The sequence below is a fragment of the Bradyrhizobium sp. USDA 4504 genome, assembly GCF_054063995.1.
Genome location: NZ_JBSSGV010000001.1, coordinates 5,644,070 through 5,665,035 on the forward strand (window position 1 = coordinate 5,644,070; position 20,966 = coordinate 5,665,035).

General features: G+C 61.9%; 19 protein-coding genes. 6 read left to right on the top strand and 13 right to left on the bottom strand.

The window, feature by feature from the left end; all coding sequences use genetic code 11:
* Window positions 1-30 precede the first annotated feature (30 nt).
* The 6 genes from ACVMB1_RS26500 to ACVMB1_RS26525 are packed head-to-tail and all read right to left on the bottom strand — an operon-like array spanning window position 31 to window position 6,785.
* The gene (locus tag ACVMB1_RS26500; protein WP_076826883.1) at window positions 31-840 is read right to left on the bottom strand and encodes an SDR family NAD(P)-dependent oxidoreductase; all 810 of its coding nucleotides are present in this window, start codon (window positions 838-840) and stop codon (window positions 31-33) included.
* On the bottom strand, window positions 837-2,231 hold the full coding sequence (locus tag ACVMB1_RS26505) for an MmgE/PrpD family protein (protein ID WP_076826882.1): 1,395 nt from the start codon (window positions 2,229-2,231) through the stop codon (window positions 837-839). Before ACVMB1_RS26505 ends, ACVMB1_RS26500 begins: the two co-directional genes overlap by 4 nt.
* Window positions 2,231-2,923, bottom strand: coding sequence for an ABC transporter ATP-binding protein (locus tag ACVMB1_RS26510; protein WP_050387518.1), 693 nt, complete (start codon window positions 2,921-2,923; stop codon window positions 2,231-2,233). Before ACVMB1_RS26510 ends, ACVMB1_RS26505 begins: the two co-directional genes overlap by 1 nt.
* Window positions 2,923-4,716, bottom strand: a complete 1,794-nt coding sequence (locus ACVMB1_RS26515) for a branched-chain amino acid ABC transporter ATP-binding protein/permease (RefSeq protein ID WP_456849936.1) — start codon at window positions 4,714-4,716, stop codon at window positions 2,923-2,925. Before ACVMB1_RS26515 ends, ACVMB1_RS26510 begins: the two co-directional genes overlap by 1 nt.
* 4 nt (window positions 4,717-4,720) lie before the next feature.
* Window positions 4,721-5,587: a branched-chain amino acid ABC transporter permease gene (locus tag ACVMB1_RS26520; RefSeq protein ID WP_076826878.1), complete on the bottom strand. Its 867-nt coding sequence runs from the start codon at window positions 5,585-5,587 to the stop codon at window positions 4,721-4,723.
* A gap of 10 nt (window positions 5,588-5,597) precedes the next feature.
* Window positions 5,598-6,785 (bottom strand): ABC transporter substrate-binding protein, encoded by a 1,188-nt coding sequence (locus ACVMB1_RS26525; protein ID WP_141340816.1) that lies wholly within the window; start codon window positions 6,783-6,785, stop codon window positions 5,598-5,600.
* Between the two features lie 506 nt (window positions 6,786-7,291).
* Here ACVMB1_RS26525 and dctP point away from each other — a divergent pair.
* The 5 genes from dctP (at window position 7,292) to ACVMB1_RS26550 (ending at window position 13,068) form a co-directional block, all read left to right on the top strand.
* Complete coding sequence (gene dctP, locus ACVMB1_RS26530) at window positions 7,292-8,185, top strand: TRAP transporter substrate-binding protein DctP (protein ID WP_158074184.1); 894 nt, start codon at window positions 7,292-7,294, stop codon at window positions 8,183-8,185.
* 9 nt (window positions 8,186-8,194) lie between these two features.
* Window positions 8,195-8,698, top strand: coding sequence for a TRAP transporter small permease (locus tag ACVMB1_RS26535; RefSeq protein WP_057017373.1), 504 nt, complete (start codon window positions 8,195-8,197; stop codon window positions 8,696-8,698).
* Window positions 8,699-8,805: 107 nt separating this feature from the next.
* Entirely contained in the window at window positions 8,806-10,089 is a 1,284-nt protein-coding gene (locus tag ACVMB1_RS26540; RefSeq protein ID WP_083714973.1) for a TRAP transporter large permease, read from the top strand.
* A 32-nt stretch (window positions 10,090-10,121) separates the two neighbouring features.
* Entirely contained in the window at window positions 10,122-11,651 is a 1,530-nt protein-coding gene (locus ACVMB1_RS26545) for a class I adenylate-forming enzyme family protein (protein WP_076826872.1), read from the top strand.
* A gap of 748 nt (window positions 11,652-12,399) precedes the next feature.
* Window positions 12,400-13,068: an outer membrane protein gene (locus tag ACVMB1_RS26550; protein WP_057017476.1), complete on the top strand. Its 669-nt coding sequence runs from the start codon at window positions 12,400-12,402 to the stop codon at window positions 13,066-13,068.
* Window positions 13,069-13,384: 316 nt separating this feature from the next.
* Here ACVMB1_RS26550 and ACVMB1_RS26555 read toward each other — a convergent pair whose 3' ends face one another.
* Complete coding sequence (locus ACVMB1_RS26555) at window positions 13,385-13,600, bottom strand: hypothetical protein (protein ID WP_057017370.1); 216 nt, start codon at window positions 13,598-13,600, stop codon at window positions 13,385-13,387.
* Between the two features lie 459 nt (window positions 13,601-14,059).
* On the opposite strand from ACVMB1_RS26555, the gene ACVMB1_RS26560 reads away from it, so the two are divergent.
* Window positions 14,060-14,296 carry a hypothetical protein gene (locus tag ACVMB1_RS26560; RefSeq protein WP_092081557.1) on the top strand — a complete coding sequence of 79 codons (237 nt, stop codon included), beginning with the start codon at window positions 14,060-14,062 and terminating at the stop codon, window positions 14,294-14,296.
* A gap of 561 nt (window positions 14,297-14,857) precedes the next feature.
* Here the strand turns inward: ACVMB1_RS26560 and ACVMB1_RS26565 are convergent.
* The 6 genes from ACVMB1_RS26565 to ACVMB1_RS26590 all read right to left on the bottom strand — a co-directional run bounded on the left by ACVMB1_RS26565 (window position 14,858) and on the right by ACVMB1_RS26590 (window position 20,772).
* Window positions 14,858-15,172 (bottom strand): hypothetical protein, encoded by a 315-nt coding sequence (locus ACVMB1_RS26565; RefSeq protein WP_141340814.1) that lies wholly within the window; start codon window positions 15,170-15,172, stop codon window positions 14,858-14,860.
* Between the two features lie 124 nt (window positions 15,173-15,296).
* Window positions 15,297-16,841 (bottom strand): ABC transporter permease/substrate-binding protein, encoded by a 1,545-nt coding sequence (locus ACVMB1_RS26570; protein WP_076826980.1) that lies wholly within the window; start codon window positions 16,839-16,841, stop codon window positions 15,297-15,299.
* Window positions 16,842-16,881: 40 nt separating this feature from the next.
* On the bottom strand, window positions 16,882-17,709 hold the full coding sequence (locus ACVMB1_RS26575; protein ID WP_076826870.1) for an ATP-binding cassette domain-containing protein: 828 nt from the start codon (window positions 17,707-17,709) through the stop codon (window positions 16,882-16,884).
* 124 nt (window positions 17,710-17,833) lie between these two features.
* Entirely contained in the window at window positions 17,834-18,772 is a 939-nt protein-coding gene (locus ACVMB1_RS26580) for a hypothetical protein (protein ID WP_076826868.1), read from the bottom strand.
* Between the two features lie 62 nt (window positions 18,773-18,834).
* A complete protein-coding gene (locus ACVMB1_RS26585) occupies window positions 18,835-19,083 on the bottom strand; it encodes a hypothetical protein (protein WP_141340813.1) in 249 nt (82 codons plus the stop codon).
* A 477-nt stretch (window positions 19,084-19,560) separates the two neighbouring features.
* Entirely contained in the window at window positions 19,561-20,772 is a 1,212-nt protein-coding gene (locus ACVMB1_RS26590) for a transporter substrate-binding domain-containing protein (RefSeq protein ID WP_244558769.1), read from the bottom strand.
* Window positions 20,773-20,966 lie beyond the last annotated feature (194 nt).

Here is a 20,966-nt window from a genome sequence, read left to right on the forward strand (position 1 = left end):
ATCGATTCATCATGTCGAGCGGCGTCGCTTTCACGACTTGTCCTGCGCATTGTCGGCAACCAGCACCGCGCCGTTGACGAAGCTCGCGCGGTCGGACAGCGCGAAGACGATCAAATTGGCGAGTTCCTCCGGCGTGCCCCAGCGCGTGTTGCGCATCGAGTTATTTTCCGACCAGCGCTTGCGTTCGGCTTCCGCCTCCTCTTCGCCCAGATTGCGCTTGGCGAGCTCACGCTCCCATTTTGCAAAACGTTCCGGAGTATTGACGAAACCGGGAACGACGCAGTTGACGCGAATGTTGTGCGGCCCGAATTCGTTGGCGAGAATCTTGGAGAAGCGGATTTCGGCCGACTTGGCCGGACCGGTGCATGACGACAGGAACGGCGGCATCGTCACCATGATCCCGGTTTCGCCCGACACGTTGACGATGCCGCCGCCGTTCTGCTCGATCATGATCGGGATGATGCGCTGACAGATACGGAACTGAGCGAAGAAATTGATTGCCATGCCGTATTGCAGTTCCTCGTCGGTAACTTCGAGGAACGGCTTGTAGGTGCCCGTGCCGGCATTGTTGACCAGGATGTCGACGCGGCCGAGACGGTCGCGGGCGGCCGCCGGCAGCCGCTCGATCTGCTTCAGATCCGTCACATCAAGCGACAGCGTTTCGACCTTGACGCCGGTGCTCCGCTCGACGTCAGAACGACATTCGGCCAGCGCGTCCTCGCGGCGCGCGCAGACCAGAACCTTGACACCCTCCTCCGCCAGCAAGCGTACGGTCTCGAGACCAATGCCCTTGCTGCCGCCGGTGACGATCGCAGTCTTGCCTTCAAGTCCAAGTTTCATTTGATCGCATCCCTTTGAGATCGGGTCAGGCGGTCGAGCAGCCTGCGCACAGGCATCGATCCGCCACTACGTGCCGAGGCGAAAACCTCGGCCGCAAGGCTGGCGCCTTCGCCGGCCGGAATTCCGGTGCCGGCCAGGCGGCTATCGAAAACCTCGGTGGCGCGGGCTTCGTCCTGGAACACCAGAACCTTGGGCGCCTCGCGCGCGGTCCGGCGAAGACGCGCACCATTTTCCATCTCCAACTCGACGGTCGCGTCGAGATGGGTGCCGACCGCGTCCGGCTCGACGATCGTCTTTCCGACGAGTGCCATGATCTCCCGGTCCTGGCGGTGCTCGACGCCCATCTCGTAGTCGAGGCGGCCGTAGCGCAGCATGGCGGCGACCGCAAAGGCGGTGCTGGCCTGGGTCTGCACGGTCCGCGTGAACGGTCCCTTGAATGACGTTCCCGGATATTGCGTATAGGGCTCCCAGATCGTCACGGTGATCCGCTTCACCTGCGACAGATCGATGCCGTCGCGGTGAAGCATATGCGCCGCCAGCACCGCCGACATGTTGTCGCCCAGGGTTGCGAACGGCTTTGCCATGATGCCGATCATCGTCGCGACATCGGGGCCTCGCTGCCATTGTTCTGGCGTGCGATCGAGGCCGGCAAGCGAGCGCAACAATCCCTTCGGTCCTTCCAGCGCATCGGGCGCCCCCTGGACGCCGCGCGCCGCAAGCTCCGCGGCCACCAGCCCGCCCTGGGCGGCGCGCCCGTTCTGTACGCGCCATTCATCGGAGCCGCAGCGCACCGGCTCCAGCGTGCCGCCGGTCGTGCAGGCCGCGATTGCAACCGCGCTGGTGGACCTCGGTGGATCGAGCCCAAGTGCGGCTGCGGCCGCCGCCGCAGCACCGATCGTGCCGAAGGTCGGGCTGGTCCGCACGCCCCTGCCGATCAGGCCGCGGGCAACGACTTCACCCGCACCAAGCCATTTGAGCGTGGAATAGCCGACCGTGAGAGCGGTCAATACGGTGCGCAGCGGCGCATCCAGCGTTTCACCAAGCGACACCGCGACCGGCGCAATCAGGGATCCCGGGTGCGTCCATGAATCGTGGTCGGTGTCGTCCTGAAAATGGGCGTGAACGGCAATGCCGTTGGCGAGAACCGCCTCGGACAGCGCGGCATGTTTGCCGCTCGCCCAGATGCGCGCGGTGCGCGGTCCAGGCAGCACCTCCGCGGACATCGCGCGCGCGGCCGCGGCCGTCGGCTCGTGTCGCGCCGCGAGCGCGAGCCCCAGCGAGTCCAGCAGGCAAATGGCTGCCTTCGTGGCGACATCCGGGGACAGTTCGCTCGCCGACGTCGTTGCGGCGAAGGTCCCGAGCAGCGCAGTGGCGTTCAAAGTAGCGGACATCACAAATACTCCTCGGCAAGCGCAACGTCGCGAATTTCGGCGACGGTGCCGCTCCGCCTGACCTCGCCACCGCGCATCACGTAGCCGCGTGTGGCAAGCTTGAGCGCCGGACGCGCCATCTGCTCGGTCATGAGAATGGTCGTGCCGCGCTGTTGCATATGACGGATCGCCTCGCTGATCTGCGCGATCCACACCGGCGCGAGCCCGAGGAAGGGTTCATCCAGCAGCAGCAGCTTGGGAAACGAACTCATGGCGCGCGCCAAGGCGACGATCTGCTGTTGTCCCCCCGACAATTGTCCGGCCGGCTGGCTGGCGCGCTCCTTCAGGATCGGAAAGATGCCACAAAGCCAGGCCCAGGCTTGGCGCTGGCTCGCTCCGCCGTGCCAGCAGGCGCCGCTCAGGACGTTGTCAGCGACCGACATGGTCGGGAACACGCGGCGCCCTTCGGGCGAATACCCAATTCCGGCCCGCGCGCGTCCATCGCAGGATACGGCACTGAGATCACGGCCCGCGAAGCGCACGCTGCCATGCGAGGCCTGGACCAGACCGATGATGGCGTTGATCAGGCTCGACTTGCCGGCACCATTGGCGCCGATCAGCAGCACCGTCTCGCCCTCGGCGACGTCGATCGAGACGCCGCTGATTGCCGTGATGCCGCCGTAGCGGACTTCGAGGTCTTTCACCGCCAGCATCAGGCCGCCTCCTCGTCCACTGTCCCGAGATAGGCGTCAATGACATCCTTGCGTGCCAGGACGTCGGCCGGAGCGCCCTCGGCCAGGACACGACCGGAATCGAGCACCAGTATTCTTGGACAGAGGCGGCGCACGAGATCCATGTCATGCTCGACGATCAGGACCCCGCAACCGAGCTCCGTCCTCACGTGGCGCACGAAAGCATCGACCCGCAGGCGCTCCCGCCGCTCGAGACCGGCCGCCGGCTCGTCGAGCAGGAGGACTTTCGGCCGGGCGGCGCAAGCCAGAATAAGGCCCAGCATCTTCTGGAGCCCGTACGGCAGCTTGTCGCTCTGCTCGTCGAGCTGCGGTTCGAGCTCGAACTCGTCGATCAGCGGCGCGACGCTGTCCCATCCGGGCCCACTGCCGCTGAAGCGAAGGGCCCTCGAAATGTTCTCGCGGACCGATGCCGTACGGAAGGTGTTGGTCTGTTGGAAGCTGCGGATAATTCCCATGCGACTGACGGCATGCAGCGGCTTGCCGGTCATATCCTTGCCGTCGAGCCGCACCCGGCCGATGGTCGGCGGCAGCATGCCGCAAATGACGTTGATGAGCGTGGTCTTGCCGGCGCCGTTCGGCCCTATGACGCCAAGGACGTCGCCTGGCGGGATGGCGAAGCTGACATTGTCGAAGACATGCAGCCCGCCGAAACGCTTGGAGATGGCTGCGACCTCGAGCAGCGCGCCGCCGTCGGTCCGTCCGGTGCGTTCAGCCGTCATTGCAGGGGCTCCATCGCATTGGGCACACTCAGCGTCGGCGACGAGGCGACGGTGGAAGACCGCGACGGCGACGGTGGCGAAAACACGCGGACGCCGAGGCGATGGATCGTCCCGACGACGCCCTCGCGCGCGACCAGCACCACCACCACGATCAGGAAGCCGAACAGGAACTGGGAATACTCCCCGCGCAATGCGAAGACGTCTCCCGCCCAGATCAGCAGGGCGCCACCGACAACCGGGCCAAGCATGCTGCTCTTTCCCACCGATGATCGCATAGGCAATGTAGTTGACCGATGACAGCGCGCTGAACGAGGTCGGATGGGCCGTGAGCAGCATGTTGACGAGGGCGAAGCCGGCGAGCCCGGATACGCCCGCGGCGATGGCGAAGCCGAACGCCTTGTAGTGCCAGACGACGAGACCAAGACTCTGGGCGAGCAGTTCGTTCTCCTCGATCGCCGCGAAATGCTGGCGCAGCGTGCGGGTCACCGCAGCGGTGACGATAGCGCCGGCGAGCGCCAGCCCGATCGTGACCTGCAGCACCGCGCGGTTGTCGGCGAGCTCCAGCCCGAACAGCGTCACGGCCGGCATGCCGACCAGTCCATTGGACCCGCCGGTCCACCCCGGCGTTTCAAACAGCAACAGTTGCGTGATCTCGGTGAGGACGAACGTGACCAGCACGAAATAGACGCCGGTCAGACGGAGCACCAGCGCGCCGAGCGGCAGCGCAAACAGCGCCGGCACCACGAAGCTCGCAAGCCCCAGCAGCAGCACATCGGTCACGCCGTGACGAAGCCCCAGGATCGCGACGGTGTAACCGCCGATCGCCATGAAGGTCGGCACCGCGAAGGTCATCAGATTCATGCGCAGCATGATGTAGACGCTGAACGCGGCCGTAATCGCGATCAGCATCTGGTTGGCCAGCGAATAGACCATCGGGTTCTGGCTGAGCCAGGGAACTACGAAAGCGGCCGCGATGACTACGACGCTTGCTGCCTCGGCCAGGTCGCCGCGCTTGGAAAGGGTGCGGGCTGTCATGTGCTCAAGCTCCCCGAACCCGGTGACCGAAAAGACCCGATGGCTTGACGACCAGCATGACCAGGACGAGCACGAACAGCGCGAGTGCGCCCTTCGAGCCACCGAGATAGACCGCAGAGAACGCCTCCGCCATGCCGACGATGAAAGCCGCGACTGTCGCACCACCGACGCTACCGAGACCGCCGAGAATGACGATCAGGAAGGACGTCGCCAGCACAGGATCGCCGATATGCGGCGCGAGCGACAGGATCGGTGTGACCAGCGCGCCGGTGAGGCCGGCGAGCCCCGTCGCCAGGGCGAAGGCAGCCGGGAACAGAATCGCGGGACGCAGTCCCTGCGCTGTCGCCACCGCGCGGTCATCGGCTAGCGCTCGCAGCGCGCGGCCGAAATCGGTGTAATAGATCAGGCCGTAGATCGACAGGATCCCGACGATGCAGACGCCCAGCACCACGAGATTCTCGATCGGCACAAAGAAGCCATGGCCGTGAATGACACCGGTCAATGGAAAGGCGAAGGCCGGAGATTGCGGTCCGAACACCACCAATATGCCGCTCGACATCATCAAATAGAGGCCGAGCGTCAGCATCAGCGTCGCCAGATGATCGTCGATCACGCGATCCAGCACGAAGCGTTCGAACAGGAATCCGAGCAGCGTGGTGCCCAGCGCCGCGCAGATCACCGCCAGCGCGTAGGGCATGCCAAGATAGGTCACCGCCGAATAGGCGAGATATCCTCCGAGAACGTAGAAGCCGCCATGCGCGAAGTTGACGACTCCCAGAATGCCGAAGATCAGGGTGAAGCCGAGGGCGAGCAGCGCGTACTGCGCACCCAGGCTGATGCCGATGAGGCAGGCGGCGACAAAACCTTGCACGGAGTACCCGCTACTTGCCGCCGGCCGCTTCGACCCTGATGGTCGGTTGCAGCTTGCCTTTTTCCACGAGTCCGACACCGAACGGGAACGACAGTTCCTGGTTGATGCCGAAGAAATCCTGCCCGATCCAGTGACCGGGACCGATATTGGGATCCTCAACCGGCAACGATCGCAGGGCCTCGGCAACCTTGGCCGTGTCCGAGATGGTACCGGCCTTGGCGATGGCTTTGGTTACCATGCGGGCGGCGGAGACCCACTGAAAGAACAGATTGTTTTCCGGCCGCTCGGCACCGAGCAGCTTCTTGTACTCGTCGGCGATCATTTGCACTTTCTCGTCGATGAGAACCGGCTCGTACCAATAGAAGTCCTTCAGCACCTCGTCGCCACCGGCGACGCGGGAGATTTCGGTGTATCCCGGACCGCCGAGACGTCCGATCGGTCCCTCAAAGCCAGCCTGACGCAATTGCTTCACGATGATGCCGGCGTCGCCAGGGGGCGATGAAGCGAGATCGACGGCGTCGGGCTTCGCGTTCATGATCCGGGTCACGATCGGCGCGAAATTGGTGGTGCCACGCTGATAATATTCTTCGGAAGCGGTGATGCCGGTTCTCTTGTATGCGTCGGCGTCGACGCTCGCGATATCCGTGCCACCCTGGTCGTTCGGCGCGACCAGCACCACGCTCTTCATGCCGAACTTCTGCTTGGCGATCTTGATGATCGGCTCGGCCCAGCCCGAAGGACCCGGCCCCATGTGGAACACCAGTGGCAACTGCGGCGACAGCGCATCCTTGGCGTAGCCGTTGCCCATCACCAGCATCGAATTGCGCTTGGCGATCGGCTTCACGCCGGTGAGCTCGGGCGAGCCGATCGGGCCGATGATGAATTTAACGCCCTGCCCTGCCAACGTGTTGGCTGCAGCGGCGGCGCCTTCGGCCGTGTATTTGCTGTCGATGGCAACGACGTTGACCTTGCATGGCGTCCCGTCGACCTTGATCAGGCCGTCCCGGTTGGCCTCGGCAGCGACGAGCTCGACCGCGCCGCGCAGCGCGAGGCCCCATTGCGCAGCGGGACCCGACAGAACGCCGACGACGCCGAGCGTCAATTCCTGTCCCGCCGCCATCACCGAAACATTCGAACTGGCCAGCGCAGCGCCGATGGCGATGCCGGACAACAGCAGATTTCTCCGCGTAGTGCTCATCACTCCCCCCGTAATTTGTTGCGGCTCATGCGCCGTCCACTTGTTGCGTGGAAACCCGAAGCGTTCCGCTCCGGGGCCGCGCGTATCGCTCGGCGCCGGGATGCTAGGCGCGCGGAGGTCGCCCTGTCAATGAAACGTTTCATGAAAAATAGGGCAGATCAGCTATGGTTGAGATGAGCCACCGTTCTCGACATGTAATAAATATGAATAATAACAGTAATTTATGATGTCGATCAAGCGATCCATCAGAACTCCAAATGACGCACCGCTACTGGCACACCTATACAATGAAACGTTCCACTCGAATCAACCTAGCCTGCCCGTTAGCTTCCGTGACCCGTCGCGGACAGAAGACGACGGCCAAGGGGAGAAACTCGATAATGCGGGGCGCCGTGACGGCCGTGCTTGCCGTGCTTGCGATTCAGTGCAGCCAGGGAGCGCTAGCAGCCGAACCTCAGTTCAAGCTGCGGGCTTCGGTGGACACGTCGGCGACACACGGACGGACATTGTCTGCCGCCGACTACCTGAAGAAGCTGCAGGAAAAATCCGGCGGCCGGATCACGACCGAGCTGTTCCACAGCGGCCAGTTGTTTCGCGACCGCGACGTGGTGAAGGCGCTGCGTCAGGGCGCCGTCGAGATGGCGATCCCCGGCACCTGGGTGCTGACCGGCTTCGTCCCCGATGCAGACGTCTTCCAGCTGCCGGCATTTTTCGGGCAGCCCTACCCGGTGGTCTATGCTGCTGCCGACGGCAAGATCGGCGAGATCATCAACAAGCAATTCGAGAGCAAGCTCGATGTCAAATTGCTCGGCCCCTGGCTGCAGCTCGGATATCAAAACACCTACAGCACCAACAAGGCGATCCGCGACTTCGCCGATCAGGCCGGCATGAAGATCCGCAACTCCGGCGGTGCCGGACAATCGGCGCGAGCCAAGTTCTTCAATGCAATACCGAACGTCACAGCCTGGCCGGACGTTCCGCTGGCGCTCTCGCAAGGCACGTTCGACGGGCTGAGCTCGACCGATGAAAGCCTTGCCAGCGCAAAGCTCTGGGAATCCGGCGTGAAATATGGATTTGCGGATCGCGAATTCGTCGGGTTCTACGTGCCGATGATCAGCGAGAGCTTCTACAAGAAGCTGCCGCCGGATCTCCAGAAGCTGGTCGTCGACCTCTGGCAGGAGAACATCCAGGCCTACCGCAAGAGTATGGAAGAAGCTCAGACCGAGGCGCGCCACACGCTGGAAAAGAACGGCATCGTGTTCGTTTCGCCGTCCGAGAGCGCGCTCGCTGCGGTCCGCGCCAAGATGCTGCCTTTGCAGGACGGCATCGCGAAGGAGTTGCGGATTTCGCCCGCCTTGCTGCTGCAGGTGCAGGCGGATGTAACGACCGTCGGCCATTGATTGCCACCCATGATGAAGATCTGGAACAGGCTTGAACTCCTGTTGATAGGAGTTCTTGGTGCCGCCGCGCTGACGGTCGGGACCGCTCAGGTCATCGGTCGCTACGTGAACAAGAACTTCGCCTTCATCAATGGCGAGGAGGTAGTGGTCTATCTGACGGTCTGGGCGGTGTTTCTGGCGTCGAGCCAGTTGGTCCGGACCGATGGGCATGTCAGGCCCGACGTCGTGCTGCGACTGTTGCCGCCGCAAGGGCAAAGATGGGTCGAGGCATTCAACTGCTGTGTCGCGATCTTGTTTTGTGGCGGCCTGGCCTATTGCGGCTTCCAGGTTGCGGATGTCGCCCGCAGCCTCGACGAGCGCAGCATCACGGGCCTCGAATTCCCGATGTGGATCTACTACTCGGCCATCCTGACCGGCGCCGTGCTGATGCTGTTGCGCTACGTCATCAAGCTTTATTTGCTCGTATTCCGCTTCGATCCCGCCACCATGGTCATCGCCGTTCACGATCACTGAGCGATCGACGACGTCAGCCGTCTTGATGACCGATCTGCCATCGGCAAACTGACCGTCGTGGTCCCGCATCGGGACGCTTCAGGTCCAGCAACAACGAGACCGACACGATGTGGACGATGCTTTTCCTGCTGATGTTCTTCGGGCTGCTCTGCGCGGGAATGCCGATCTTTCTGGTGTTGGGTCTCTGCGCGGCGGTCCTGTTCGGCTTCAGCGACCAGCCTCTGGTGGCGATCGCGCAGAAGATCGCCGATGAAATGAATTCCAGCACACTGATGGCCTTGCCCCTGTTCGTGATGGCCGCCGCATTCATGCGGCGCGGCGGCGTCGCCAAAGCGCTGGTCGATGTCGCGATCGCCTGGTTCGGACGATTGCGGGGCGCACTCGGTCTCGTGACGGTGGTGTCATGCACCCTGTTTGCCGCGATCTGCGGCTCCTCGGTTGCGACCGCGCTCGCCATGGGCACCATTCTGGTGCCGGCGATGATCGAGCGCGGCTATCCGCGTCATTTTGCGCTTGGCGTGGTCGGCGCTTCCGGCACGATCGGCATCGTGATTCCTCCCAGCCTGTCGCTGATTCTTTACGGACTGATCGCGGAGCAATCGGTACCGCGCCTGTTCCTGGCGGGCATCATGCCCGGGCTGCTGCAGGCAGCGATGTTCTTCGGCTGGGTGTTCTACTACTCGCACAAATACGAGCTGCCGCGCGAACCGTCCGTGCCTCGCGCCGAACTGGTGCGGATGAGTCTCAATGCCATGCCCGCGCTGTGCGTACCTTTCATCGTGATGGTCGGAATCTACGGCGGCCTGATGACCGTCACCGAAGCAGCCGCGGTCTCGGCCACGGTGGCTCTTCTCGTCAGCCTGTTCTTCTATCGCGGCTTTAAGGTCAGCCAGACGCTCGAGGTGATCGCCGAGGCAATCAAGAGCGCCGCGACGATCATGATCATCGTCGCGACCGCTTTGGCATTCGGCCACTGGATGACGGACTCGGGCATCCCGGCCTCGCTGGTGAAGTTCACGCTCGACAACCAGCTTCATCCCTGGCAATTCCTGCTCGCGATCAACGTGCTGCTGCTCGTGCTCGGATGCTTTCTCGAGGTCGCCGCCACGCTGCTGGTGGTAATGCCGATCCTTGCGCCTGCGCTGAAACCGCTCGGAATCGATCCCGTCCATTTCGCGATCGTCTTTACCCACAACATGGAGATCGCGCTGGTTCATCCCCCGGTCGGACTGAACCTCTACGTGCTGGCCACGATTTCGACGGCGCCGGTCACCGAAGTGGTGCGCGGCGTTCTGCCGTTCCTCGGCCTGCTGCTGCTGTGCCTTGCAATCATCACCTATGTCCCACAGCTTTCGCTCTGGCTGCCCAATCTGGTCTATGGCGCGGGCTAGCAGCGCGGATCGCCTCGACGGAGAACTCGAGCATGTCATCGAAATCAATCCATTGGGCCGGCGAATTCTCCACGCTCGCGCTCCGCTACGGCAACAGGCCGGCTGTCGTCGACGCCGCCGGCACGACGTCCTATGCGGAGTTGTTCGCCAAAGCCGCCGGCGTTGCGAATGCCCTGATGCAGGCCGGGATCGAGCCGACAGATGCCGTGGCTACATTGTTCCGCAACAGCGCCGACGCCGTTGCGGCCACTTTCGGCGTCATGCTGGCGGGCGCCGTCGAAGTCCCGATCAATCCTGCGCTGAGCAGCGACGAACGCGCTTACTGCCTCGCGGTCTCCAACGTTCGTCTGTTGATCACTGGCGCGGCCCTCGCGACCGAAAAGGCCGCCGGCGGTCCGATCATCATCGAGGTCGAAAGCATCGAACGGACCGCGTTGGATCCGGCCGCCTTTCCGCAGGTCGACGGCGACGCGCCGGCGCGTATCGTCTTTACCTCTGGTACCACCGGACGCCCGAAAGGCGCGGTTCACAGCCAGATCGGCCGCTGGACGGCCAACATATTGCTGCGGGCGAACCTGCCGTTCCGCCCGGGTGCCGGCAGCAACGTCCTGCTGATGACGCCATTCTCGCACGGCTCCGCGTTGATGACGCATGCCTATCTGTCGTCGGGTGCGGCCGTGACACTGCTCGACGGCGTCGACCCGCCGCGCGTACTTGATATCCTTGCACGCGGCGCATGCGATGCGATGTTTGCGCCGCCGACCGTGCTGGCAAAGATCGTGGCTGCCGCGGGCACGCGCCAGTTCTCGTCGCTGCGCACGATCTTCTGCGGCACGGCCGTGCTGAAGCCCACGCTCTACGCGCGCGTCAAGGAGATGTTCGGCCCCGTGGTGCGGGTGACCTATGGCAAGAGCGAGGTATTCAATCCGATCACAGTGCTTGAAGCCGAGGAGACCGAGTCCTGGTATGCATCCGGAGGCGAGGACGCCTGCGTCGGCTGGCCCGCTCCCGGTGTTGAAATCGTCATCCGCGGCGAGGACGGCCGGCCGGCCGCCATGGGCGATGGCGGCGAAGTCCTGATGCGCGCGCAACATCTGATGGCCGGATACCGCACCGCCGAGGGTTTCGTCCGATTGGCACCGAATGAATTCCACGAAACCGGCGATCTCGGCTATCTCGATGCACGCGGCCGGCTGCACCTCACCGGCCGTAGCGCCGACGTCATCAAGTCGGGCGGCTACAAAGTAGCGCCGGAAGAGGTCGAACGGTTGCTTGCGCCGGCGCTGCAGCCATCGGAAGTCGCGGTGGTCGGCATTCCCTCGGACTATTGGGGCGAGGTCATTCTTGCAGCGGTGGAAAATCCCGCACCAGGCTGGGAGGAGCGCATCAATCGCGTGGTGCCGAACATGACCGACTACAAGCGTCCGCGCCTGCTGATTGCCCTCGACGAATTGCCGCGCAACGGAATCGGCAAGATCCTCCGCGGCGCCATTCGCACCGACGTGCTGTCCCGGTTCCGCATCACCGAAGGGCCGCGGCCGCGACTCGAAAAGCGCTCCTAGTTCAGCGCGAGCGACGAAGCCGAGTTCGCGTTGCAAGCGCAGAGAATGTGACCGCATTACGGGCACTTTACTCCGGCCGAACGCACAGCACGCCGTTTTCACGAGAACGGCACCGTCCAGCGAACGAGAAGGCTTACGTAGCGCCCCAATCGACGACCTATCGCCATTACGTGGCGTTTGCCCCAATAGTTGGAGTCGTGATCGCAGCCCTTGGCCTTATTTCGTGGCTCATTGGACGAGTCTGCTGCGACATCCTCTCCGGTGATTGACACAGCCTGGTTCAGGACTCCCATCATCGGGACGCTGCCCTGCATTATCGCTGGATCAATCTGTCAGAGATATCGGGCGGGGTGTTGCGCGCACGCAAACGGACCGCGGCGCGGGGCTGGTATGCGTCGGGGCCTCCCACTTCGTTCCGCTACGGGACAGAAGCCCGATAGTGACTCTTCCTTTTGGCTCGACAAGCGCTGCGGGCCCGCGCTTCGCTCTCGGTCGTCTTCGAGCTCGCCCTAGTTCCATGCGAAGACAGTCATCTATCCACCGACGCGTTGCGCCGGGACGTGATCTGCAATGCATAATCCGCGTCACGAAAGTTCCAAGCTCGCCTAACGCCAAGCGTCCCTCGCCTTTGTCGTTAGCAGCCCCCGTTTGGCGCCGCCTGTTGCAGCCAAGTTACAGCAATTCCGCACGTGTCTGATAGGCGAAGAACTTGGGGCTGGGCTAGTACAAGAAAGTTGGAATGAAAAAGATGAAGAAAATTCTGCTTGTCACCGCCAGCATGATCGCGCTCGGCGCGGTCGCGCCCGCTTCCGCGGCTGATCTCGCGCCGCAGCCCTACACCAAGGCTCCGCCCTATGTTGCTCCGACCCCGATCTACAACTGGACCGGGTTCTACATCGGTGGTCACGTCGGTGGTGCGTTCGGTGGCAACGACAACGTCCTCGCCCCCGGCTTCGGCGGTGGCAACGACGGTGTGTTCATGGGCGGCGTGCAGGCTGGCTATGATTACCAGTTCGCGCCGAGCTGGGTGCTGGGTCTTGAAGCCAACTATAGTTTTCTGGATACCAGTTCGAGCTTCGCTAATCGTGGCCTCGGTTCGGTAACCGGCCGCCTCGGCTACACTTGGGGTCCGGCGCTGCTTTACGTCAAGGGCGGCTATGCCTGGGCTGACACGCGCTTCTCGAACGGCTTCGGCGGCGACGGCGGCCGTGACGGCTACACCGTCGGTGCCGGTCTCGAATACATGTTTACCCAGAACTGGTCGGGCAAGCTCGAATATCAGTACTATGACTTCGGCACCGTCAACGTGTCCGATTCTCTCGGCTTTATCGGCAGCTTCCGCAACGACCAGCACACCATCAAGGCGGGCTTGAACTACAGGTTCAACCTGGGCGGCCCGGCCGTCGCCAGGTACTGATCGCTCGCTTAACTCCAAGCGACATGAGAGCTCCGGGCCAAACAAAGGCCCGGAGCTTTTTCGTTGAAACGGTGGTTTCTCCCGGATTGGAAGCCTCTAGCGCGGTCGATTGACGCACGTTGACGGGCTGATCCGTGACGACATGACGCACGACGCTCAATGCGTCATGGAACTGACCTCCAAGGGACGATGGCAGCTAACGCTCATCGGGCTGATGGATTGCGAACAGGAGGCCCGTTGCGAGCGGTTCGGCCGGGGCTGGTTATTTGGACAGGCCGGTCGGATTTGCCGCGTGGGCGCCGCGCGCTGCGAAGCTTCAGCGCCGATGCCTGATCTGCACGGCCTTCAGATAGTCGGCAACCTGCTCAGCCCAATCGGCGGGTGGCGCCACGCCTGTAACTTGCGGACTGCGACCGCAGCCAACGCAGATCGGCTGAGTGTCCTGATCGCTCTCGAAGCTATAGGCATCCGCGCCGTCGGTAATCACGCACGGCGTCATGTCGGAGCGCTTGCGGTCGCAGCGTTTCATCATGGCCTCCGTTCCCCGGCGAGTGCTAGCCGACACACTTTGCGAGTCCAGTGCTGGATCATGAGTCGCCCACCACCGCCGAGGAGAATGCAAAGTGAAACGCATTCGATGGAACAGCAACACACGTGGGTGTTTTGGTTGTTGATTGATTATGATGCAATCGTGACCATGGAACCTGTGCTGTTGGCACGGACTGCACATCCCATCACGAGGCGGTTGTGATCTCATTGCGTACATCGGATCGACCGAGCAGGCGCATCGGCTCGGCCAATCCGAAAATACTGGCAAAGACGGCTCCGGCGCGGCCCTCAGACAGCACGTCGGGGCCGTCGCTTGTGTCAGCGGAGCTTGCGAGATGGGCGACAGCCATGAAGTGCCATTGTCGGATATGCACGCGCGCGTGTTGACGCGGCGTTGCGGCGCTCAATAGCTTTGCCGGTTGGGGTGGCTTGATGCGCGGTGATGGCGATGTCGAGAATAGAAGTGAGCGCGGAAGAGAAGGAATTGATTCTAATGCTGCGCGAATGGAAACGCGACGTGCGCGGATTTGGGTCGTCCGAGGTTTTGATTTCACGCCAGCATGGACGCGGATGGGAAATCAGGCTTGCGCTTAACGCGGATCAAGTGTCGTCCATCGGACTGAGCTTCGGGCTGGCCTGGAATGCACTCGCGGCAACACAGTTGGGTGCCTCACGATAGGACGACCTGCGTTGTGCATGAACCATGATACAAGCAGGACAGCGGAACCAGTTGCGTTGGCACAAAGTGCACTTCCATCCAAGGCCGAGTGTGATCTGATCGTCATTCGATCAGCCGAGCCCCACAGCGCATCAAACTCGGATAGGCCGAAGCACTGGCCAAGACAGCTTCGACGTTGAAGCCCCTCAGACTCACGTCGGAGCCGTCGAAAAAGGTGGCGCCAATGAAAAATCGAACAGGCACCGAATGGGCCATCATCGCCGCTGAATGCTGGCTCGCAGTGGTCGCGGTGGCGATCTTGCTGATCGCGCTACACCCGGAAGTTGGCTGATGGCGACACGCGCGGCTGTCGGGATCTAAGGGACGATTTTGGTTAGGGCTGGTGCCCAAGCGCATGACGCAAGTCGAGATTCGTCCTCGCCTTCAGGACGACCGCCGCAGACGAGCGAACGGAGCATCGCCGCCCCCGTTTGGCGAACGCCTTGATCGCGTCTACCGCTCAGGAATCCGAGAGACGGACCACGCGGCCGGCGATACTTAAAACAGCGTCTCGAACATGCTTCAACGAGCAACCGTAGACGGAGATTCACGAGTTGCGCTGTTGGGCGCGTCGTTCGACTGTTCGGCAGCAACGATGGAACGAATCTCGTCAATCCGTCGACACGCGCGGATCGCACACTCTCTCAACTCATCGATCGATTGCGTTTCTGCCCGCGTCTTTTCAACCGCTTCGATTTGCGAATTGAAGGCTGCAAGTTCTGCCTGGAGCAGCTCGAGTAGCGATTGGTTGGAACCAACCGCCCTTTCCACTCTTTTTGCCCGCATTGTCATCCCCAAATACGGTTGCACATTCGTGACAACGATTCGTGGCTTCATTATGAATCACGCTGCCGAAGTGATCGTTCATTGCGTGACGCGCAATTTCGTCCGGGACCTTGAGCACGACTCATCGGCGATGGTCGAACCTCGAACGAGAACGCCCCTGATCGTGTTCTCGTATTTATCGCGACTGCAAATGCACGGCCTTTGCCAGGGCTCGCGCCGCCTCTGCCGGAGAAGCCTTGTCCGTATCACCGTCGACCATGAGGTTAGCGGCGCGCATCGCCTCAACGGGCACCGAGCCGACAAGCGGAACAAGTGCTCGCTTCAGCCGCGCATCGGCGGCGCGCTTTGGCGCGGTGAGGATCAGCGCATCATAGGAAGGTATCGCATGCTTCGGGTCAGCCAGCACGAGCAGATCAAGCGCCGCGATACGCCCGTCGCTGGAGAACGCGGAGATGACATCGGCCTCGCCGGCCTCGAGAGCCTGGTACATGATCGTTGGATTGTACGAGCGTCGCGTTCTGAACGACAGACCATAGGCATTCCTGAGCGAGCGCCATTCCGGTCGGCCCAAAAACTCAAGGTCATCGCCGATGGTAAGTTGAGGTGCAACACGAGCAAGATCGGCAATCGAGGTGACATTTAGTTCCTGCGCTTTCTCCCGTTTCATCGCGAGAACGTAGGCATTTTCGAAACCAAGCGCACCGAGTACCGTGACGCCCTGCTCCGCTTTCATCCAGCGGACGATCTCCGCCTGCATCTCCTCGCGCGGTGGCATGTCAGTGCGACCGATAACGTTGCGCCAGAGCGTGCCGGAGTAATCGACGTAAGCATCAATGTCATTGTGAGCCAGCGCGCGAAAGGCGATAGCCGAACCGAGCCCATCCTTGCGCGTTACGCCGACTCCTTCAGCCTTCAGCCGGTCACCCATCAGGTCCGCCAGAATGAACTGTTCGGAGAAGCTCTTCGCGCCGATGACATAGGTTTCTGCTTCGTTCGAGAGCAGCGGCGCGAAACCGGCGAGCGTGCCGAGAGCAAGCCCGGCGATGCCGAACAACACACGCTTCCTGCTGCGTTCAGACGCCCCTGTCTCCACAAGACCGAGACAGAAGTCGGTGATCAGAGCAAGCCCGGCCGCGGCGATGCAGCCGAACAGCACGGAAACCCAGTTCTCGGTTTGCAACCCCGTAAAAATGTAATTGCCAAGGCTGGTTTGGCCGACGGGCGTGGAAAGCGTGGCTGCTCCAATCGTCCATACGGCTGCAGTCCGCACCCCGGCCATGATGACGGGCGTGGCGAGCGGCGCCTTGACGCGCGTCAGAATCTGCTGAGGCGTCATACCAACGCCTTCTGCCGCTTCGACGATAGCTGGACTGACGCCATTCAAACCAACCACACTGTTGCGCAAGATCGGAAGCATCGCATAGAGCGTCAATGCGATCAGCGTCGGCAGGAATCCCAGTGCGGGGATGCCGAAGCCGAAGAGCCGTGCCGTCAATGTCGAGAGCGCAAGGAGCAATGGATAGAACAGTGCGAGCAACGCAAGTCCCGGTATGGTCTGGATCAAGCTGGCGATGGCAAGCACCAGCCTGCGTAGCCATGGTCGTTCCGCTGCGAGGGCAGCCAGCGGCAGGCTGACGAGCAGTCCAAGCGCCAGCGCCGTGGCGCAAAGTACAATATGTGGTGTGAGATAGGTGGGAAGCAGGCGCCAGGCGTCGAACAACGCGTCTAATCGGGCACTGGAAAGCAGCTCTGCGCCGGCATCAGGCACGAGCAGGTCCGTTCTTGGTCGCAAGCGCGGCGATGCGCTCCGCTTGACGTCGCGGCACTTCCATCAAGGCGGTCACGTCCGGATCGTCAGAACCAGAGCCCATTATCAGAGTATGCGGCGTATCGTCGGCGAGTACGCGGCCGTTCTTCATGACGACGATTCGATCAGCCATCAGCGCAGCTTCCTGGATGTCATGGGTGACCATCAGGGTCGTCATGCCGAACCGGTCGTGCAGCTCGCGGTAGGAAGAACCCAGGCTGTCGCGGGTGACAGGATCGAGCGCACCCAGCGGCTCGTCCATCAGAACAATGCGCGGTCGGGCGGCGATTGCACGCGCGACGCCAACCCGTTGGCGCTGACCTCCGGACAGCATGTGCGGAAAGCGGCTGGCGTAATCCTGCGGCAAGTCCACCATATCCAGCATCTCGGCCACCCGCGATTCGATCTCGTTCGCCTGCCAGCCACGCAATTTGAGTGTCACGGCAATGTTGTCGGCAACTCGCATGTGTGGAAACAAACCGATCCCCTGAAAGACATAGCCGATGCTCCGCCGCAGCATCGGTGGTTCGGCTTTGCTTACAGGCACTCCGTCGATCCTGACTTCTCCAACGTCAGGATCGACCAGTCGATTGATGGTCTTCAGCAGCGTGGTCTTGCCGGATCCCGAGCCGCCCACGAGCGCGACCAGTGACCCCTGCTGTACGTCGAGCGATACGTTGGAAACAGCAACACTCCGCCCCCCATCGTAGGATTTCGATACAGCATCGATCTCGATATACGGCACGGAATTAGACGGATTCGAAATCGGCGAAGCTGTCATGAACAGGGCCTCCCTGTGGACTGCAGAACTGCCAGAAAATGAGCAAGCAGGCGTCAGGGCATGATCCGCTTGGATGCGCAGGTCCCTGGGTCACACCCACGCCCATCTTCGGAAGGCGAGCCCGTCACGGCTCCAACGCGACCTGCAGGCCGTCGTCGCCCTCAACATGGACATAACGCGGTCCGATCGGACGCCCCCTGCCGCTGGCAACAGTGACAATGTCTTCCAGGGGAGCGGCGCGCGCATCCGCCTCAGGCCGGGACAACATCAGATCGGCGTGAAACAGCCCTTCCGACTCAAGACCGGTAGCATCGATGCCAAGAGCCGCCAGGCTTGCCAAGCAACTTTCAAACTCTTCAGCATCGCGAAAACGACGCTGGATAAAAGTCGCGCCGGCAAGACGCTCCGTCACAAGGCCACGCTTCGCGAACGTCGCGGCTAGAGAATCGAACGGGAACATTCGTAGCACGAACGAAATGATCCATGGACGCTTCTCCGTCGCATCGAGAATCTTGCTGAACGTCTTCTCGGTGACGTAGCCGATGCACCCCGTCGACATGATGACATCAGCGGATCGGACAAGATGCGCGCTGTCGGTCGAGAGCGCCTCCGTTTCAAGATCTGCGACAATGCCCTGCTCAAGCAGACCAACACCCATTGCATACCTAATCGCCGGCGCCGATACATCGAGACCGATAAATCGCGCGAGACCGACATCCGGCCAAGCCGCATAAAAATTGCGATCGAGACGCACCAATGTCTCAGAACCGATCGCCCTCATCTCGCGCCGGGCGTAGCGATGGCGCAAGCCCCCGAAAGTCAGTGGAAACCGATGCACCGCTGCGTTGATTCCGTATGAACAGCCAACATCAAGCACGGTCGGCTTGACGCCGGTTTCCGAAACCTTCGCTGCCAGAATTTGGCGCACAACCGGCTCGGCCACGTCCGGGATCATGTAATCCAAATCTCCGAGGACAGAGAAATATGCCCTGGGATCATCCAGGGCATAAATATCATCGAAGACGGCCTTGGACTGATTGATGCGCGAAAAATGTGTTTGCAACCCGGTCTCCTATTTCAACTTGCAAGCCACTCGACGGCTGCTGCGTTCAAGTGCTTGATGCCCTATTGCAGAGATTGATCGACGCACAAACCCATTGCGCTTTTTTTCAACCTCGCTTCGTGGAACTGCGCTGCGCACTGATGTGCGCGCGCGTGTAACGCGGCCTCCTTTTCGAGACCATCGCCTGTTGGGGCGGCTTGATGTGCGGTCAGGATGATGTCGAAAATGCCAATCGCTCCGGCAGAGAAAAGGATCAACTCTGGTGCTGCACGAATCAATGCGTGCGGGCAGCCGGCCCCGATGGTCGACAATACTGGTCAGGCACGGACGCGACGGTTGGGAAATCACGCTCACGTTGCGTGCCCGGTGGCGCCAGTCGCGGCACCGGAGAACATCTCGCAGAAGCATGGAACGCACTCGCGCCAGCACAGTTGCCGACAACAGGTTGAGACCGCGCCAATAGGAAGGCCGCTCAGATGGGAATGATTGGCCCGCGTAGTTGGCCGATGGATCGAACTCGGTCTACGGACAAGGCGCGCTGGAGCAGTTCCTCGGCAACGGCAACTCACGCACGTGGTTTGGGGGCCATGTTAGAAAATGCGCCAAGCCGCCACGCCGAGGATGAACCAAGCTTGAAGCTGATTTGGTGGAACAGCAACTCGCGCATACGCACAGGGCTATTGACGGTTTGCATCGCTCGCGAGGCCGATGTTCGGAACTTTGTCGGTTCCGCTGCAACGATGAGGCCCTGACAGCACTGAACGGACCGGGCTCCTCGCACGGTATCGTCAGCGAGATTGAGCGTTTCCAAGCGTCTCGAACACCGTCTGCTGCCACCAATCACCTTCGATTTGATCGAGTACGGCGAGATCGAGCATCGGCCGCAAGGCGCTGTCTTTGGGCAGTACGATCGCATAGCTCTCGCTGCTGAAGCTGGTATCGACGACGCGAGCCGAGGCCGAGAAGTCGCTGCGAACCATCCAGGTCAGCAACGGCTTGTCATGAACAAAGGCATCGATTGTCCCACGCCCCAGCGCGGAGAGGCCGCCTTGGATGTCCGGAAACGTTCGAAACGAAAGCCGCTGACGAGCGAGGTAGTCGGTCGTCGCGGAGTTCGCGACAGCGCCGACGCGCACGGAACGCAGGTCGTTGAAGCCGTGAACGGCGCCCTCGAGCCCTCTGCGCGTAAGGGTGGAGGTGATACCGGCGGTGAACACCGCAATCGCGATCACGGAAGCGATCATCCATCCCATTGCCACGATCCTGCCGGGGAGTGTTGTCGGCGCATTCTGAGCGGCTCCGGCTTGCGTCATGGCGATGGTCGACCACCAGAAGCTGGAGCCGAGTCCCTTGGCGCCGCCACCGAAGTGCTCCGTTTTGCGCCGTTCCAGCATCCAGATCAGGAATCCGACCGCCATTGCGAAACCAAGCAGCACCGCGACGGCCTGGAAGAATCCGAAAGAGAGAAGCGCCCGCCCGATCGCGACCCAGGGGTTTTCGTTGACCGGCACCGCAACGCCGAGCCCGGTGTTGTAGAACGGCTGCGTAAAATCGACTTTGCGCGCACGCTCGGCAGTCACTGTAACCGCCGCGACGCCAACATCGAATCTGCCGTTTGCGACGCCGTCCAGCAAATCCGGCACGCTCTGGGTTTCGACCAGGCGAAAACGTAGGTGTGCCTGATCGGCGATCCTTTTCCAGAGCGCGATGCTCATACCGCTCCAACTCCCATCCGGCTGCTTGATGGCAAATGGAGGGGCCTGCTTGGTCGCCACGACTAATTCCCTGTCAGGGGCCGCGGCAGCTTGGGCGTGAAGGGCGCCGCAGCCGAACGCGGCCACCGCCAGCGCCAGGATGCATAACCAGACCGGTCGAATCGACGTCCGCTTGCGTTGCGAGATTGGATCTCCCCGCCTGGCGCGGTGGGCAGCCATCTCACACGACACCTCCCCCAAGTGGCGGTCGTGCAGAGCTGACGGGAAAGCCTCGAATGAACTCATTGCTCACCTCGATGCATACCGGGATTGCCGGCCGGAGCTTCGCTACTCTCTTGGCAGCATTCGTCACACGCCTGTCCGTCAAAACAAAGGCGTAGGAGTCTTCGGCCATGTCCGGAGGGCTAACTAACCTCAGGTTGAATTTCACAACGCAGACGCTCGATTGTCGACGTTGCGGGTGACGGCATCGCTTCTCT